This is a genomic window from Streptomyces sp. NPDC104202 (assembly GCF_055584185.1).
This window is the reverse complement of record NZ_JBVJMN010000012.1, coordinates 90424-105923: the sequence shown is the minus strand read 5'-3', so window position 1 is coordinate 105923 and position 15500 is coordinate 90424. Positions and strand designations below refer to the sequence as shown.

Below are 15500 nucleotides of genomic sequence, written 5' to 3'. Positions count from 1 at the left end.
TAGGTCCGAACTCGCTCAGTGGTGAAGGATCTTGGAGAGGAAGTCCTTGGCGCGGTCGCTGCGCGGGTTGCTGAAGAACTCCTCCGGCGACGCCTGCTCGACGATCTTCCCGTCGGCCATGAAGACGACCCGGTTGGCGGCGGAGCGGGCGAAGCCCATCTCGTGGGTGACGACGACCATCGTCATGCCGTCCCGGGCCAGCTGCTGCATGACCTCCAGGACCTCGTTGATCATCTCGGGGTCGAGCGCCGAGGTCGGCTCGTCGAAGAGCATCACCTTCGGGTCCATCGCCAGCGCGCGGGCGATCGCCACGCGCTGCTGCTGGCCGCCGGAGAGCTGCGCCGGGTACTTGTCCGCCTGCGTGCCGACGCCGACCCGGTCGAGCAGGGCGCGGGCCTTGGTCTCGGCGGCCTTCTTCTCCGTCTTGCGGACCTTGACCTGGCCCAGCATCACGTTCTCGAGCACCGTCTTGTGCGCGAACAGGTTGAACGACTGGAACACCATGCCGACGTCCGCGCGCAGCCGGGCGAGCTCCTTGCCCTCCTGCGGCAGCGCCTTGCCGTCGATGGTGATGGTGCCGGCGTCGACGGTCTCCAGCCGGTTGATCGTGCGGCACAGCGTCGACTTGCCCGACCCGGACGGTCCGATGACGACGACGACCTCGCCGCGGGTGATCGTCAGCTCGATGTCCTGGAGGACATGCAGTGCGCCGAAGTGCTTGTTCACGCCGGACAGTACGACCAGGTCGTCCGCGGCGCGCGGGGTGTCCTCGGGACCCTTGGACACAGACTCTCCGCTCATCGGCCTCTTGCTCCGTCCTCCTCGGTTGGGGAGGAGACTAGAGACCCGATGTGACGACCGTCATCACATCTGAGCGGAACTTGAGGATAACGATCCGGCCGCGACCGGACACGGGGGGTGAAGTCGGCGTCCCTGGCGTACCGGGTGCATAACGGATGCGGCGGTGTCACCGGGGGACACTTGACTGTGGCACCGGTGTTCGGTGTTCATGCCCTGGTACCACCTGGTACACAGAGACCGGCCGGACGACAGATCACCACGGAGGAGGTACGCATGCGACTGCTGCTCGTCGAGGACGACGACCACGTCGCCGCCGCCCTCTCCGCGATCCTCGCCAAGCACGGGTTCGCCGTCACCCACGCCCGCAGCGGCGAGGAGGCGCTCCAGGCCGTCCTGCCGACCGCGCAGGGCGACCGGCCGTCGTACGGCGTGATCCTGCTCGACCTCGGCCTGCCCGACCAGGACGGCTACCAGGTCTGCGGGCGCATCCGGAAGCTCACCAGCACCCCGGTGATCATGGTGACCGCCCGCGGCGACGTGCGCTCCCGGATCCACGGACTCAACCTCGGCGCGGACGACTACGTCGTCAAGCCCTACGACCCCGGCGAGCTCCTCGCCCGGATCCACGCCGTCAGCCGGCGCAACGCCGGGCCCGAGGAGACGGCCGGCGCCGCCGACGACACCCAGCTGCGCCTCGGGGCCGTCACCATCGAGCTGCCCACCCGCCGGGTCAGCGTCGAGGGCGAGGCCGTCGCGCTGACCCGCAAGGAGTTCGACCTCCTCGCGCTCCTCGCCCAGCGGCCCGGCGTCGTCTTCCGCCGCGAACAGATCATCAGCGAGGTCTGGCGCACCAGCTGGGAGGGGACCGGCCGCACCCTGGAGGTGCACGTCGCGTCCCTGCGCTCCAAGCTGCGGATGCCCGCCCTGATCGAGACCGTGCGCGGCGTCGGCTACCGCCTCGTCGCCCCCGCCGCGTAACCCCCGGACCCCCCACCCGTGCGCACCCGCCTCCTTCCGCTGCTCATCGTCCTCATGGCCGGTGTGCTCCTCGCCCTCGGCTTCCCGCTCGCCGCCAGCCTCGCCGCCTCCGAGCAGCAGCGGGTCGTCGTCGACCGCCTCGACGACGCCGCCCGCTTCGCCGCCCTCGGCCAGTTCGTCAGCCCCAGCAGTTCCGGCACCGACGAGCGGCGCGCCACCCTCGGCGGCGAACTCCTCAGCTACCACGACGTGTACGGCATCCGGGCCGGGATCTTCTACCGCGACAACCGCGCCATGGCCGCCGCCCCGGAGGAGTGGGTCGTCCCGTACGACGGGGAGGGCAGGCGCGCCTTCAACGAGGCGCTCCTCGGGCGGCGCAGCCACGACCCGCCCCAGGTGTGGCCCTGGCAGGGCCACGCGCGCCTCATCGTCGCCTCCCCGGTGGTCCGGGACGGCGACGTCGTCGCCGTCGTCGTCACCGACTCGCCCACCGGCCAGCTCCGGCTGCGCATCCTGCGCGGCTGGCTGCTGATCTTCGCCGGTGAGGCGGCCGCCATGCTGGTCGCGGTCGGGGCCGCCTTCCGGCTCACCGGCTGGGTGCTGCGGCCGGTCCGCGTCCTCGACTCCGTCACCCACGACATCGCCACGGGACGGATGAACTCCCGGGTCGCCGCGGCCGGCGGCCCGCCCGAACTACAGCGCCTGGCCCGCTCGTTCAACGAGATGGCCGACAACGTCGAGGAGGTCCTCGAACAGCAGCGGGCCTTCGTCGCCGACGCCTCCCACCAGCTGCGCAACCCGCTGGCCGCCCTGCTCCTGCGGATCGAGCTGCTCGCCATGGAGCTCCCCGAGGGCAACGAGGAGATCGCCTCCGTCCGCACCGAGGGCAAGCGCCTCTCGCAGGTCCTCGACGACCTCCTCGACCTCGCCCTCGCCGAGCACGCCGCCGCGGAGCTCCGGCTCACCGACGTCGGAGGGCTCGCCGGCGAGCGGGTCGCCTCCTGGCGGCCGGTCGCCGAGGACAAGGGCGTCCTGCTCTCGGGCTCGTGCGCAGCCGTCACCGCCTGGGCGGACCCGGTGGCCCTCTCCAGCGCCCTCGACGCGGTGATCGACAACGCGCTCAAGTTCACCCCCGCCGGCGAGGAGGTCACGGTCGCCGTCGCGGTCTCCGCGGACGGGGGGAGCGTCGACGTGGTCGTCGCCGACCGGGGACCCGGCCTCACCGAGGACGAGCTGGACCGGGTCGGTGACCGCTTCTGGCGCTCCGGACGGCACCAGAACGTCAAGGGCTCCGGCCTCGGCCTCTCCATCACCCGGGTCCTGCTGACCGCGGGCGGCGGCGGGATCGCCTTCGCCCCGCACGAGCCCCACGGTCTGCGCGTGACCGTCACCGTGCCCCGGCACGCCCCCGCCGACCGGCACCGCGGCACCGGCCCCGAGCGCCCGGGTCAGGGCTTCACCGAGCGGTAGTAGCGCCGGGCGCCCTCGTGCAGGGCGAGGGGCTCGGTGTAGACGGCCGTCCGGAGGTCCACGAGCTGGGCGGGGTGGACCTGGCTGCCGATGAGGTCACGGCTCCTGATCACCGTCCGCGTGAACCCCTCGACCAGGTCCGCGTCGGCCTTGTCGGTGGTGACCAGGAGGTTCGCCACCGCCAGCGTCTCGATCTGCCGGCCGTCCTGCGCCCGGGTGTACGCGTCCGCCGGGATCACCGCGGACCGGTAGTGGCGGGTCGACTCGCCGACGTCGTGCAGCCGGTCGACCAGGGTCGCGTCCAGCGGGACGAGCCGTACCGGGAACCGCTCGGAGAGCTTCTGGACCGCCTCGGTGGGCAGGCCGCCCGACCAGAAGAAGGCGTCGAGCTCGCCCCGCTCCAGGAGGCGGGGCATGGTGTCGATGCCGGCCGCGACCGGCTCGATGTCCCGGACGGGGGCGATGCCCGCCGCCGCGAGCACCCGGTCGGCGATCAGCCGCACGCCCGATCCGGCCTGGCCGACGCCCACCCGCAGGCCCCGCAGGTCCTGGACGCGCTGGAGCGAGGAGCCCTTGCGCACGACGAGCTGCACGTAGTCGTCGTAGAGGCGGGCGCAGCCGCGCAGCCGCTCGAAGCCGGGCCTGCGCTCCCGCTGGTACTGGGCGACCGCGTCGGCCGTGGCGACGGTGAAGTCGGCCTCGCCCGAGGCCACCCGGGCCAGGTTCTGCTGCGAGCCCTCGCTGTCCGTGAGCCGTATCGACACCTCGGGCAGGTCCTGGGCCAGGGCCTGCCGGAGGAGCTTGCCGTACCGCTGGTACACGCCGGTGGGCACACCCGTACTGAACGTGACGGTTCCGCTCGGCGTGGGCGGTCCGAAGGGAACCAGCCACCACACCAGCACCCCGCACACCGCGAGCAGCGCGGCCGACACCGCCAGGACACGGCGGCGGGCGGCACGGGAGAGCGAGGCGAACATGGGGGCGATCCTGCCAGCTCACCGCCGCTTCTGGCCAGGCTCGGCCGGTCACGGCCCCGCCCCCGACGGCCCGTGGCCGGTCGCCGCCGCGGCCCCGGACCGGCGAGGGCCCGGGGCCTCGGGCGGTCCCGCCCGGGTGGCACGGGACCGGTCGGTACGCGCAGCCGCGCCCGCCGCTCAGGGACCGGTCGGTGCGCCGAGCCGGGCCTGTGGTCCAGGAACCGGTCGGTACGCGCAGCCGTGCCCGCCGCTCAGGGACCGGTCGGTGCCCCGAGCCGAGCCTGTTGTCCAGGAACCGGTCGGCGCGCGCGGCCGGACCTGCCGCTCAGGGGTCGGTCGGTACGCGGAGCCGGACCGGTTCGTCAGGGGCGTCGCGGCGAAGATGACGCCGCTGCCGAGAGCGGCCGCCTCGGCGCCGGCGGCCGAGGCGCGGCGTCCCGGGGGGTGCGGGCCCCTCGCGTCGGCCGTCCGGCCCGCGCCTCCCCGCGGCCGGGGTGGACCGGCGGCCGCGGGGGTCGGCTCGCGTACGGCCCTGAGCAGGGCCTTCGCGGCGGTCGCGCGTGCGCTCCGCCGAAGTGGTGAGCGGCTCCGCCGCCGCGCCGCGCGCCGTGTGTCGTACCGGGGCGCCGAGGTTCCGGCGGTTAGCGTCGGAAGGCGCCCGGTGATCTTGAGGACCGTCCCCTGTCCGCCCCTGGCATCCCCACCGGGCGCCTCGACCCGCCCCCGACCGCACTGAGGACGCCGCCACCCCGCGTGCGGGCCGCCGTCCTCACCCTGCCCCCGGCCTCGGCCGCCCACGCCGAGGGGAGGGCTCCCTCACCCCGCCACGGCGGTGAGGCGGCGCACGACCTCGTCGCGGCCCAGGGCCCGGGCCACCGCGAACAGGTCGGGGCTGCGGACGGCCCCCGTCAGGGCGACCCGGACCACGTTGGCCACCACCCGCGGCGGCCCCGCCCAGCGCTCCGGCTCCCGCCGCCAGGACGCCGTGTCCGGGGCGAAGCCGTGCCGCGCCGCGAGCGCCCCCAGCTCCGCGTACCAGACCTCCGGGGGCACCTCGGGGCCGGCGGCGAAGGCCGCGAAGTCGGCGGCGATCGCCCGCACCGGTCCCGGGGCGAGACCGCCGTACCGGTCGTCCCCGGCGGCCGGGGCGGCGCCGAAGAGGCCGGCGAAGAAGAAGCCGTACTTGTCGCGGAAGCACGACCAGCGTTCCAGGTCCTTCCGGGCCGGCGCCCCCGCCGGGCGGCCCGTCGCCAGCGCCGCCAGGGCCAGCGGCTCCTCGCGGACGAGGACGGCCGCGAGCTCCGGGTCGTACTCCCGCGCCCAGGCCAGCAGCTGCGCGTACACCTCCTCCGGCGTCAGGGAGGCGATGAACTCCCGGCTCAGCGAGTGCAGTCTGGGCAGGTCGAGCAGCGGGCCCGAGGGACGCATGCCGTCCAGCCGGACGGTCGCGCCGAGCGCCCGGACCGTGGGCACGTCCATCAGCCGGGCGTTGGCCAGACCGCGCAGATAGTGCTGGACGGCGGCCGGCGGGTACCCCGCGGACAGGTAGTAGTCCACCGACGCCTCGGGGTCCTTGCGCTTGCTGAGCTTGCGGCGTGAGGTGCCCTCGGCCTTCATCAGCGGGGCGAGGTGCGCGTACGCGGGCGGCTCGAAGCCGAGCGCGGCGTGCAGCTGGAGGTGGACCGGGGTCGAGGACAGCCACTCCTCGCCGCGCACCACGAGCGTCACCCGCATCAGTCGGTCGTCCACCACGTGCGCGAAGTGATAGGTCGGCAGCGGCAGTTCGTCCTGCGAGGATTTCAGCAGCACGATGTCGTTGCCGTTGTCCTGCATCGTCACGGAGGCACGGATCCGGTCCGTGAACCGCACCCGGCCGGGGAACTCGTACGGGCAGCGGAACCGCACCACGTACGGCTCACCGGCCGCGATCCGGCCCGCCGCCTCGGCGGGGGCGAGCGTCCGGCACGGCGCCCAGCGGCCGTAGTAGCCCAGCGGCGACCGGCCGGCCCGCTGCTCCTCGCCGCTGCGGGCCAGCAGCTCCCTGCCGCAGAAGCACGGATAGGCCCGGTCGCGGCGCAGCAGCTCCCGCACGTGCGACAGGTAGACGTCGCGGCGCTCCGACTGGAGGTACGGCCCCCACTCCCCGTCCCCGGCGACGCCGCCCTCGTCGGGCGCGAGACCGAAGGCGCCGAGCAGCCGGGAGAACTCCTCCGCCGCCCCGGCCACGTGGCGCGCGCGGTCTGTGTCCTCGACGCGCAGCACGTGCACACCGCCCGACTGGTGGGCCAGCGCCCGGGCCACGGCCGCCGTGTACAGGCCGCCGATGTGCAGATGTCCGGTGGGGCTCGGGGCGAAGCGCGTCACCTCCGCGCCGTCCGGCAGGTCGCGCGGCCGGAACCGCCGCTCCCAGTCGGCCGGTTCCGGAAGGTCGGGCGGGAACATCGCGTTGATGACGGACAGGTCGAGCACGGTGGACTCCCTCCTGGGGTTCCTGGAGAGATCCACCGTAGGCCGGTGACCGGCCGATTCCGGCGGACCGGCGACGGGAGGCTGCGGAACTCCGAACCCTCTTCCGCGTTGTGGGCTGCGTGCGCCCCGCACCGTCAGTAGCGTCCCGAGGACCGCTCCGTACGACGTACGGGGACGCACGACAAGGGGGTGTGATGGGCGGCACGCGCGCCGTGGCCCTGCTGGCGCTGGGCTCCTTCGCCGTCGGGACCGACGCCTACGCGATGGCCGGACTGCTCCCCGCCATCGGCGACGAGCTGGACGTCCCGGTCTCCCTGGCGGGCCAGACGGTCACCGCCTTCACCCTCTGTTACGCGCTGGCCGCCCCGCTCTTCTCGGCCGTGCTCGCCCGCCGGGGCACCCGCGCGCTCCTCGTGACCGCCCTCGTCGTCTTCGTCGTCGCCAACGCCGGGAGCGCGCTGGCCGGTTCGTACGCCGAGCTCCTGGGCACCCGGGCGCTCGCGGGCGCCGGAGCCGGACTCTTCACCCCGGCGGCGGCCACCGCCGCCGTCGCCCTCGTCCCGCCCGAGCGCCGCGGCCGCGCCCTCGGGCTGGTCCTCGGCGGGATGAGCGCGGGCACCGTCCTCGGCGTCCCGCTCGGCCTGCTCGTCGCGGCCGGCTCCGGCTGGCGCACGGCCCTCTGGCTGGTCACCGGCCTCGGCCTGGTCGCCCTGCTCGGCGTCGCGACGGCCCTCCCCTCGGTCGAGGGTGCCGCGGCGCCCTCGCTGCGGGCCCGGCTCGGCGCCCTCGCCCGGCCCCGGGTCGCCGTGGTCGTCGCCGTCACCTTCACCCAGACCGTCGCCAGCCTCGGCCTCTACACCTACCTGGAGCCGGTCCTGCGCCGCGTCGCCGACGTGCACGACGCCGTCCCCTACCTGTGGGCCTGGGGCCTCGGCGGCGTCTGCGGCAGCCTGCTCGCCGGGACGCTCGTCGACCGCACCGGAAGGCCCGCCCTCCTCGCCGTCACCCTGCTCGGCACCCTCGGCGGCGCGCTGGCCCTGATCCCGGCGGCCGGCACCGTCCCCGGCCTGGTCCTGCTGCCGCTGGTCCTGTGGGGCGCCGTCGGCTGGGCGTTCGTCGTGCCGCAGCAGCACCGGCTGCTCGCCCAGGACGCCGCCGGGAGCGCCGCGGGCGCCGCGGCCGTCGGCCTCAACAGCTCCGCCACCTACCTCGGCGGCGCCGCCGGCTCCGCGCTCGGCGGCCTCGCCCTCGCCCACGGGCTCGACGCCCGCTGGCTCCCGCTCCCCGCGGCCGGGGTCGCGTGCGCGGGAGTCCTCCTCCACCTCACCGTGGCCCGCGCGGTCGCCCGGCGCGCACCGTCCCCTCCGGACGGCGCCGGCGCCCCCGGAGCCGGCCCCCCGCGCGCCGACCGCACCACGGACCACGCCGACGGGGACGGAGCCGCGACCGCGGCCGAGCCCCTGGAAAGGAACGCGCCATGAAGTTCGGCGTCAATCTGCCCAACTACGGGCCCGAGGCCACCCCCGACGCGCTCGCCGACTGGGCGCTGCGGGTCGAGTCGATGGGCTACCACTACGCCATGGTCTCCGACCACGTGGCCCTCACCCCCGACGTGCAGCACCTCTTCCCCGCCCCGTTCTACGACCCCTTCGCGACCCTCGCCTGGCTCGCCGGGGTCACCAGGACCGTCGGTCTCGGCACCACCGTGACGATCCTGCCGTACCGCCACCCCGTGCACACCGCCCGGGTCGCCGCCAACATCGACCGGTTCAGCAACGGCCGGCTCGTCTTCGGCGCGGCGGCGGGCTGGGCCGCCCGGGAGTTCGCCGTCCTCGACGTGCCCTACCGCAAGCGCGGGGCGATCAGCGACGAGTACCTCGCCGCCATCAAGGCGTGCTGGGCGCACGAGGTCGCCTCCTTCGACGGCGCCCACGTCTCCTTCCGCGAGGTGCACACCGGGCCGCTGCCCGTGCAGCGTCCCGGCCCCCCGGTCTGGGTCGGCGGACACAGCTACGGAGCGCTGCGCCGGGCCGTCCGGCTCGGCGACGCCTGGCACCCCACGTCCGTCTCCGGCGACTGGCTCCTCGGCGTCGGACTGCCCACGCTGCGCCAGGTCGCCGAGGAGCAGGAGCTCCCTGTCCCCGCCGTCGCGCCCCGCATCAAACTCCGCGTCACCGCACGGCCGCTGGGCCCCGGCCGGCTCCTCGGCGAGGGCACCCCGGGGCAGATCGCCGACGACCTCGGACTGCTCCAGGACATCGGTGCCACGGCCGTCGTCCTCGATCCCACCTACCCGGGCGACCGCCGCGAGGCCGGCCGCACGGCGCGGGACCTGGACGTGCTGGAGACCCTGGTCAAGGAGGTCATCGACGTGGACGCCGGCTGCGTACGATGACCGAGCGGCGGGATCGGGAGGGGGTGCGGGACGTGGGCGATCCGGACCTGCGGAAGCTGCGCGTGCTGAGGGAGCTCAGCGAGCGCGGCACCGTCAGCGCGGCCGCCCAGGCGCTCCACCTCACCCCGCAGGCCGTCTCTCAGCAGATCAGCGCCCTGGGAAGGGAGCTGGGCGTCCCGCTCACCGAACCGTCCGGCCGCCGCCTGCGGCTCACGGGCGCGGCACGGATCGTGCTCCGGCACGCCGACGCCGTCTTCGCCCAGGTCGAGCAGATGCGCGCGGAACTCGCCGCCCACCGGGGCGGCGAGCGCGGCGAGGTGGCGGTGGCGGGCTTCTCCACGACCCTGTCGGCGCTCATCCTGCCCGCCGTGGCGCGGCTCCGGGAGACCCGGCCGCTGCTGCGGACCTCGCTCGCCGAGGTCGATCCGCCGGAGAGCTTCTCGCTGCTGCACCGAGGGGAGACCGACGTCGTCATCTCCGCGGACACCACGAGCAGTCCGGGACCCGCGGGCGACGACGGCCGGCTCGACGGCCGGTTCCACCGGGTCGCGCTCTGTGCCGACCCCTTCGACATCGCCCTGCCGGCGGGGCACCGGCTGCTCGACGGCCCGAGCCTGCGGCTCGCCGACCTCGCCGACGAGACCTGGATCTTCGCCACCACCGGCATGTGTCACGACATCGGCGTCGCCGCGTGTACGGCGGCCGGGTTCACCCCGCAGGCGTCCCACGCCATCGGCGACTGGGACGCCACCCTCGCGGCGGTGCGGCTCGGCCTCGGGGTCGCCCTCGTCCCGCGTCTCGCCAAGCCGGCGCCGCGGCCCGAGGTGACGATCCGCGCGTTCAGCGAGCAGGCCCCCTCGCGCACGGTCTTCGCGGCCGTGCGCGAGGGGAGCCAGAACTCCCCGGAGATCGCCGCCGTCCTGGACGCGCTCCGCACGGTCGCCAGGGCGGCCGTCGCCGGCTGAGCGGCGCCTTCCCCGATTCGCCACGGCTGGTGGACGGTACCGTCCACCAGCCGTTGCTGGACCCTCCCGGCCGCCGGTGCGAGGCTCGTTCCCGTACCGCGGACCGCCGGGCGCGCGTCCCCCTTCGCCTCCTCCCTCACTTCTCTTCTCGTAGAGCGGGAAACACCCATGTCCAAAGCCACGTACACGCGGCTGGCCGCGCTGAGCCTGATCTGGGGCTCGGTCTTCCTGTGGATCAAGATCGCCGGGTACGGCTTCTCGCCCGTGCAGATGGTCCTCATCCGGCTCGCGCTCGGCGCCGTCGTCATCCTCGCCATCGGCTACGCCAAGGGCCTCCGGCTGCCCCGGGAGAAGGCCGTCTGGGGCCATCTGGCCGTGGCCGCGCTGCTCGGCAACGCGGTGCCCTGGACGCTGTACGCCGAGGGCGAGATCGACGGCTCCAGCAGCGTCGCCGCCGTCGTCAACGGCAGCGCGCCGATCTGGACCCTGGCGGCGGCCCTGCTGCTCGGCCAGGAGAAGAAGGTCTCCGGCCTCAAGGCCGGCGGCGTACTCCTCGGCCTCGGCGGCACCGCGCTCATCGCCTCCCCGTGGAACTCGGCCTCGGCCGGCACCGGCTGGAGCATCCTCTGCTTCGTCCTCGGCTCGATCAGCTTCGGCGCCAGCTTCGCCTACATGGGCAGGTTCCTGGTGGGCAGGGGCATTCCGCCGCTGATGCTGGCCGGCGGACAGCTCGGCGCGGCCACCGTGCTGCTCCTGGTCGCGTTCCCCTTCCTCGGCCTCCAGAGCATCACCTGGCGCACCGACTCGGTCGTCTCGGTCCTCGTCCTCGGCGTGGTCTGCACCGGCCTCGCGGCGCTCCTCAACTTCGAGCTGATCATCAAGGACGGGCCCACGGTCGCCTCCACGGTGACCTATCTGATGACCGCGGTGGCCGTGGTCCTGGGCGCCGTCGTGCTGAGCGAGCCGCTCGGCTGGACGGTGTGGGCCGGTGCGGTGGCCGTGCTCGCCGCCACGGGCCTGCTCCGGCGCAAGCCGCGGCCGGCCCCCGCTCCCGCGCCCGCCCCCGTGCCCACCGCCGCGGCGGCCGATTGACAACCGGCCGAATTCGGCAGCGCAAGGCGATACCCGGCCGTTTTCCGGCGGCCGGGCGGACGCCATTCCCTGTGTACCCCAGGGCCTTCCGGAATCCCCCGCACCCCGGTTCTCCGCATGCCCCGAACCCCCTCGATACGGTCCCGTCAGCCGCAACATTGTGTTCATTCATCGGGCCGGTGGCGGGTGGTAGCGTCGGATGCGGAAACACACGGCCTTTATGGGGGAGTCGCACGTGGCTTTTGTGGTCGAAATCGTTTTCCGTGGCAATGAGGCGGACCGGTTGAGTTTCGGAGAGGCGCACCGGGCCTACTGGAAAAGGATGGCCGCGCGCGGCATCCTGCTCGGTGGCGGACCCTGGCGGGACGGCACCGGCGAATTCCTCGTCTGCGAGGCACCGGACCGCCGCACGCTCTTACGGGTCCTGTACGCCGACCCGTACGCGCAGGCGCAGGTGATCGGTGAACTCAGGGTCCGGGAATGGAACGCGGTCATGGGGCACGTCGTGCTCGCCGGCCTGGAGCGCTCCACCGGCGGCGCCGGGACCCACGAGCGAATACGCGGGGGCGTCCCGGCGCCCGTCGCACCGCTCTCGTCGTCACGCGCCCGTGAGGAGCTGACCGCCCACGAGCGCCGCATCGCCACGATGATGCTCGACGGCCTGACCAACAAGCAGATCGCGGAGTCCTTCACGGTGTCGACCCGGGCCGTGGAGCTGCACATCACCCGCATCTACCGCAAGCTCGACATCCGCCGGCGCGCCCAACTGGCCGCTGCCATCGACCGGTTCGAAGCCGCGCTGGCCTGCTGATCCCGCCGCCGCGCCCGCGGCCGCACCGCACCCGCACCCGCTCACACGTTGGGAGTCACCATGCCGCTGGTCGAGCTGACCGTTCCCGAGGGCACCCTGTCCGAAGCCGCCGCCGCGGTCCTGCAGCAGCAGGTCGCCGACTCCGTGCTGGCGGCCATGGAACTGCCCCGCACGGAGTTCTTCGCCGCCGCCACCTGGGTCTACGTCCGGGAGGCCGCCAAGGGCCTCGCGACCACCGGAGCCGGCACGCCGCCGGGCGTCCTGGTCGTCCTCACCCCGCTGGAGGGCTTCCTCACCCCCGAGCGCAACGAGGCCCTCTCCGTCGAGGTCACCCGCCAGGTGCGGGAGGCCACCGGACCCGACACCGTCGTCTGGCTCGTCGTCCACGAGGTCCCCGAGGGGAACTGGGCGGTGAACGGCGGTCTGACCCGCCGAGCGACGATCGACGCGTTCGTCGCCGAGGCCGCCCGGGCGCACTGACCCCCCGGTCGCCCGCCCCGCACCGCCTCTTCGCCGCCGCATTCCCAGCGGATATCCCACGGAATATCGCCGTCGATTGCGCGTCGGCTTTTCCGGAGCTCGGCGTCCGGCGCCGCATCCCTTTCAGGATGCGGCGCCCTTCGCATTTCCGGGGCCGATGCGCGGGTGCGGAATCCCGTATCGAACGACGGCTGGATCCGGCCGTACGGTCGTGTCATCGACAACGACGGAGAGGAGACACACCCTCATGGCCCTGCATTCGGCGCCGCGACTCGGTGTGGTGGTTCCCTCGGGAAACGCCGCCGCCGAACCCGAGATCGCCGGCCTCGTCAGCCCCGCACTCAACGTGTACACCTCGCGATTCCCGGTCCTTCCGGGAAAGGACCTGCGCGGCCGCCTGGAGAAGTACAACGACGTGCTCCCCGGCGTGCTGGGGAATTTCGGCGGACTGCGCCTCGACGCGGCCGTCGTCTCCTGCACCGGCTCGCACTACCTCCTCACCCCCGCCGGCGACCGCGCCCTGTGCGAGGAGCTCTCCGCGCGGGCGGGAGCACCCGTACGGTCCGCCGCCCTGGCCATCCTCGACACCGCGCGGGCCGTCGGCGCCGAACGGCTGGTCCTCGTCTCGCCCTACGAGCCCTGGCTCACCGAGCTCTCCCGGGCGTACTGGGAGGCCGCCGGCCTCACCGTCGACCGGGTCGTCAAGATCCGCGCCGGCGCCCGCTTCTCCCCGTACGACGTGACCACCGACGAACTCGTCGCCCAGGTCCGGGAGGCCGAACTCCCCGAGGACGCGGCGCTGCTGTTCACCGGCACCGGCATGTTCACCTTCGACGCGCTGGCCGCCCTCGGCCGGGACGGCGGACACACCCTCCTCACCTCCAACCTGGCGAGCGCCTGGTGGGCCCGGGACACCCTCGGCCTCCCGGCACAGGGCCCGGACGCCCACCCGCTGCTGCGCCGGCTGGCCGAGCGGACCGGCTCCGGCGCGGGCCGGGCCGCCCTGGCGACGCCGTGAGCGGCGGCCCCGGAACCCTCCCGCCGGTCGCCGTCGTCGGCGCCGGGCCGGTGGGCCTGGCCGCCGCGCTCGTCCTGGCCCGGTCCGGGGTGGCCGTCACCCTCTTCGAGGCACGCGAGGAGCTGGCCACCGCGTCCCGCGCCTCCACCTTCCACCCCGCCACCCTCGACCTCCTCGACGAACTCGGCGTCGCCCCAGCCCTGCGCCGCCAGGGCCGCACCGTCGACCGCCTCCAGTGGCGCGACCTGGACGGCGGCGTCCACGCCGAACTGGACTACGCCCTGCTCGCCGGACACACCGGCCACCCCTACCGGCTCCACGTCGAACAGGCCCGGCTCACCCCGCTGCTGCTCGCCGAACTCGCCGCGACCGGCCTCGCCGAGCTGCGGTTCGGGACGTCGGTCACCGGCGCCGAGGAGACCGGCGACGGCGTGCGGCTGACCGCGGCGGACGCGGCCGGACGCGTCACCCGCACCCGCCACCCGTACGTCCTCGCGGCCGACGGCAGCCGCAGCCGGCTGCGGGAGCTCGCCGGGCTCCCCGGCACGGCCGAGGTGTACCCGGACTACGCGCTGCGCGTGGTCACCGACACCCCGCTCGACGAACTGGTCCCCGGACTCGCGCCGTTGGCCTACGTCCGCGACCCGCGGGCCTCCTTCAGCGTCCTCGGGATGCCCGACCACTGGCGGCTCATCTTCCGCGTCCCGCGCGGCGTCGACCGCGACGAGGTGCTCGCCCCCGACGCCGTACGGGCCCGCGTCGCCCGGGCGCTGCCGGGCGCCGCCGGCCGGTCCGTGCGCGTCACCGACGCGCACACCTACCGGCTCGCGCGGTTCCTGCTGCCCCGCTACCGGGCCGGCCGGGTGCTGTTCGCCGGCGACGCCGCCCACCTCACCTCCACCGCCGGCGGCATGAACATGAACTGCGGACTGCACGACGCGGTGGAGACCGGCCGGGCGCTCGCCGCCGTCGTGCGCGGCGACACCGCCGCCGCGACGCTCCTCGACGAGGCCCTGGACCGCCGGCGCCACGTCGTCGAGTCCGCGGTCATCCCGCGCAGCGAGGCACGCACCGCCGGACTCGACGACCCCGGCGGCCTCCCCGCCCGGATCGCCGCCCTGCGGCGTACCGCCGCCGACCCCCGCTCGGCCACCGACTACCTGCTCAAGGCCTCACTTCTCGACGTCGCACCACGACCCCTGAAAGGTGACGCACATGCGGATCTGGTTTCACAAGCACACCGTTGAGGGACGGCTCCCGCTGCTCGACCAGTGGTACCGGGAACACCTCGACGCCATCGCCGCACCCGGCACCACCGTCGACATCAAGACCCTCCCCGCCGACACCTATCCCGACCGCACTCCCTTCGGCCTGGTCGGCCACCACTCGGCCCAGGTCCTCTTCAGCCGCCACTTCTCCGAGTCCGCGCTCGTCGCGGAGCGGGAGGGCTACGACGCCTGGGTGATCGCCGCCGGACAGGACCCCGGCCTCCGCGACGCCCGCCACCTCGCCTCCATCCCCACCCTCGGCTACGGCGAGACCGCCTTCTTCCTCTCGGCGCTCACCGGACAGCGCTTCGGCGTCCTCGGCTTCATGCCGCCGCTGGAGGAGCCCATCCGGGCCAACATCCGCCACTACCGCCTGGAGTCCTCGCTCAGCTCCTACGAGGTCGTCCCCGGCGGCTGGGACTCCGTCCACCGGTCCCTCGAAGGCGACTTCGACGAGTTCGTCGAGGTGTACTCGGCCGCCGCCGAGCGGGCCGCCCGCGCCGGCGCCGAGGTCATCATCCCCGCCGAGGGCATCCCCAACGAGATCCTCTGGCACCTCGGCATCCACGAACTCCACGGCCTGCCCGTCATCGACCCCGCCGGCCTCGCCGTCAAGCTCGCCGAGACCCTCGTCCAGCTCGGCGAACTGAAGCTCTTCCAGCGCAGCGGCCACGGCTACTGGTTCAGCCGCCCCGAGGAGCCCGTCGCCAAGCACCTGGAGCAGGTGTTCCTCGGCGAGGCCCTCTAGGAGATGCCGTGTCCCCGCACCGAGACCC

At 74.2% G+C, this 15500-nt stretch carries 14 protein-coding genes; 11 read left to right on the top strand and 3 right to left on the bottom strand.

Annotated elements, in window-relative coordinates; all coding sequences use genetic code 11:
- Positions 1-15: 15 nt before the first annotated feature.
- The gene (locus ACZ60W_RS11395) at positions 16-801 is read right to left on the bottom strand and encodes an amino acid ABC transporter ATP-binding protein (protein WP_469755112.1); all 786 of its coding nucleotides are present in this window, start codon (positions 799-801) and stop codon (positions 16-18) included.
- 273 nt (positions 802-1074) lie between these two features.
- On the opposite strand from ACZ60W_RS11395, the gene ACZ60W_RS11390 reads away from it, so the two are divergent.
- The gene (locus tag ACZ60W_RS11390; protein WP_469755111.1) at positions 1075-1779 is read left to right on the top strand and encodes a response regulator transcription factor; all 705 of its coding nucleotides are present in this window, start codon (positions 1075-1077) and stop codon (positions 1777-1779) included.
- Between the two features lie 18 nt (positions 1780-1797).
- The gene (locus tag ACZ60W_RS11385) at positions 1798-3249 is read left to right on the top strand and encodes a sensor histidine kinase (RefSeq protein WP_469755110.1); all 1452 of its coding nucleotides are present in this window, start codon (positions 1798-1800) and stop codon (positions 3247-3249) included.
- Here ACZ60W_RS11385 and ACZ60W_RS11380 read toward each other — a convergent pair.
- A complete protein-coding gene (locus ACZ60W_RS11380) occupies positions 3228-4226 on the bottom strand; it encodes a TAXI family TRAP transporter solute-binding subunit (RefSeq protein WP_469755109.1) in 999 nt (332 codons plus the stop codon). The two genes, ACZ60W_RS11385 and ACZ60W_RS11380, sit on opposite strands and share 22 nt — an antisense overlap.
- A gap of 816 nt (positions 4227-5042) precedes the next feature.
- Complete coding sequence (locus tag ACZ60W_RS11375) at positions 5043-6695, bottom strand: glutamate--tRNA ligase (protein ID WP_469755108.1); 1653 nt, start codon at positions 6693-6695, stop codon at positions 5043-5045.
- Between the two features lie 194 nt (positions 6696-6889).
- Between ACZ60W_RS11375 and ACZ60W_RS11370 the strand changes: the two genes are divergently transcribed.
- The 9 genes from ACZ60W_RS11370 to ACZ60W_RS11330 all read left to right on the top strand — a co-directional run bounded on the left by ACZ60W_RS11370 (position 6890) and on the right by ACZ60W_RS11330 (position 15472).
- A complete protein-coding gene (locus ACZ60W_RS11370; RefSeq protein WP_469755107.1) occupies positions 6890-8176 on the top strand; it encodes an MFS transporter in 1287 nt (428 codons plus the stop codon).
- Entirely contained in the window at positions 8173-9090 is a 918-nt protein-coding gene (locus tag ACZ60W_RS11365; protein ID WP_469755106.1) for a TIGR03619 family F420-dependent LLM class oxidoreductase, read from the top strand. The genes ACZ60W_RS11370 and ACZ60W_RS11365 overlap by 4 nt, the downstream gene beginning before the upstream one ends.
- Complete coding sequence (locus tag ACZ60W_RS11360; RefSeq protein ID WP_469755105.1) at positions 9087-10055, top strand: LysR family transcriptional regulator; 969 nt, start codon at positions 9087-9089, stop codon at positions 10053-10055. Before ACZ60W_RS11365 ends, ACZ60W_RS11360 begins: the two co-directional genes overlap by 4 nt.
- 168 nt (positions 10056-10223) lie before the next feature.
- Positions 10224-11147: a DMT family transporter gene (locus tag ACZ60W_RS11355; RefSeq protein ID WP_469755104.1), complete on the top strand. Its 924-nt coding sequence runs from the start codon at positions 10224-10226 to the stop codon at positions 11145-11147.
- 283 nt (positions 11148-11430) lie between these two features.
- Positions 11431-11958, top strand: coding sequence for a LuxR C-terminal-related transcriptional regulator (locus ACZ60W_RS11350; RefSeq protein ID WP_469755103.1), 528 nt, complete (start codon positions 11431-11433; stop codon positions 11956-11958).
- Positions 11959-12018: 60 nt separating this feature from the next.
- Positions 12019-12438 (top strand): tautomerase family protein, encoded by a 420-nt coding sequence (locus ACZ60W_RS11345; RefSeq protein ID WP_469755102.1) that lies wholly within the window; start codon positions 12019-12021, stop codon positions 12436-12438.
- A 247-nt stretch (positions 12439-12685) separates the two neighbouring features.
- Positions 12686-13456 carry a maleate cis-trans isomerase family protein gene (locus tag ACZ60W_RS11340; RefSeq protein ID WP_469755101.1) on the top strand — a complete coding sequence of 257 codons (771 nt, stop codon included), beginning with the start codon at positions 12686-12688 and terminating at the stop codon, positions 13454-13456.
- The gene (locus ACZ60W_RS11335; protein ID WP_469755100.1) at positions 13453-14703 is read left to right on the top strand and encodes an FAD-dependent oxidoreductase; all 1251 of its coding nucleotides are present in this window, start codon (positions 13453-13455) and stop codon (positions 14701-14703) included. Before ACZ60W_RS11340 ends, ACZ60W_RS11335 begins: the two co-directional genes overlap by 4 nt.
- The gene (locus tag ACZ60W_RS11330) at positions 14672-15472 is read left to right on the top strand and encodes an aspartate/glutamate racemase family protein (protein ID WP_017237779.1); all 801 of its coding nucleotides are present in this window, start codon (positions 14672-14674) and stop codon (positions 15470-15472) included. The genes ACZ60W_RS11335 and ACZ60W_RS11330 overlap by 32 nt, the downstream gene beginning before the upstream one ends.
- The last annotated feature ends 28 nt before the right edge of the window (positions 15473-15500 follow it).

Excerpts from the sequence above, each read along its gene's own strand:
- ACZ60W_RS11345 (WP_469755102.1), top strand. The coding sequence starts at position 12,019 with ATGCCGCTGGTCGAGCTGACCGTTCCCGAGGGCACCCTGTCCGAAGCC.
- ACZ60W_RS11370 (WP_469755107.1), top strand. The coding sequence starts at position 6,890 with ATGGGCGGCACGCGCGCCGTGGCCCTGCTGGCGCTGGGCTCCTTCGCC.
- ACZ60W_RS11365 (WP_469755106.1), top strand. The coding sequence starts at position 8,173 with ATGAAGTTCGGCGTCAATCTGCCCAACTACGGGCCCGAGGCCACCCCC.
- ACZ60W_RS11390 (WP_469755111.1), top strand. The coding sequence starts at position 1,075 with ATGCGACTGCTGCTCGTCGAGGACGACGACCACGTCGCCGCCGCCCTC.
- ACZ60W_RS11355 (WP_469755104.1), top strand. The coding sequence starts at position 10,224 with ATGTCCAAAGCCACGTACACGCGGCTGGCCGCGCTGAGCCTGATCTGG.
- ACZ60W_RS11340 (WP_469755101.1), top strand. The coding sequence starts at position 12,686 with ATGGCCCTGCATTCGGCGCCGCGACTCGGTGTGGTGGTTCCCTCGGGA.
- ACZ60W_RS11395 (WP_469755112.1), bottom strand. The coding sequence starts at position 801 with ATGAGCGGAGAGTCTGTGTCCAAGGGTCCCGAGGACACCCCGCGCGCC.
- ACZ60W_RS11330 (WP_017237779.1), top strand. The coding sequence starts at position 14,672 with ATGCGGATCTGGTTTCACAAGCACACCGTTGAGGGACGGCTCCCGCTG.
- ACZ60W_RS11380 (WP_469755109.1), bottom strand. The coding sequence starts at position 4,226 with ATGTTCGCCTCGCTCTCCCGTGCCGCCCGCCGCCGTGTCCTGGCGGTG.
- ACZ60W_RS11360 (WP_469755105.1), top strand. The coding sequence starts at position 9,087 with ATGACCGAGCGGCGGGATCGGGAGGGGGTGCGGGACGTGGGCGATCCG.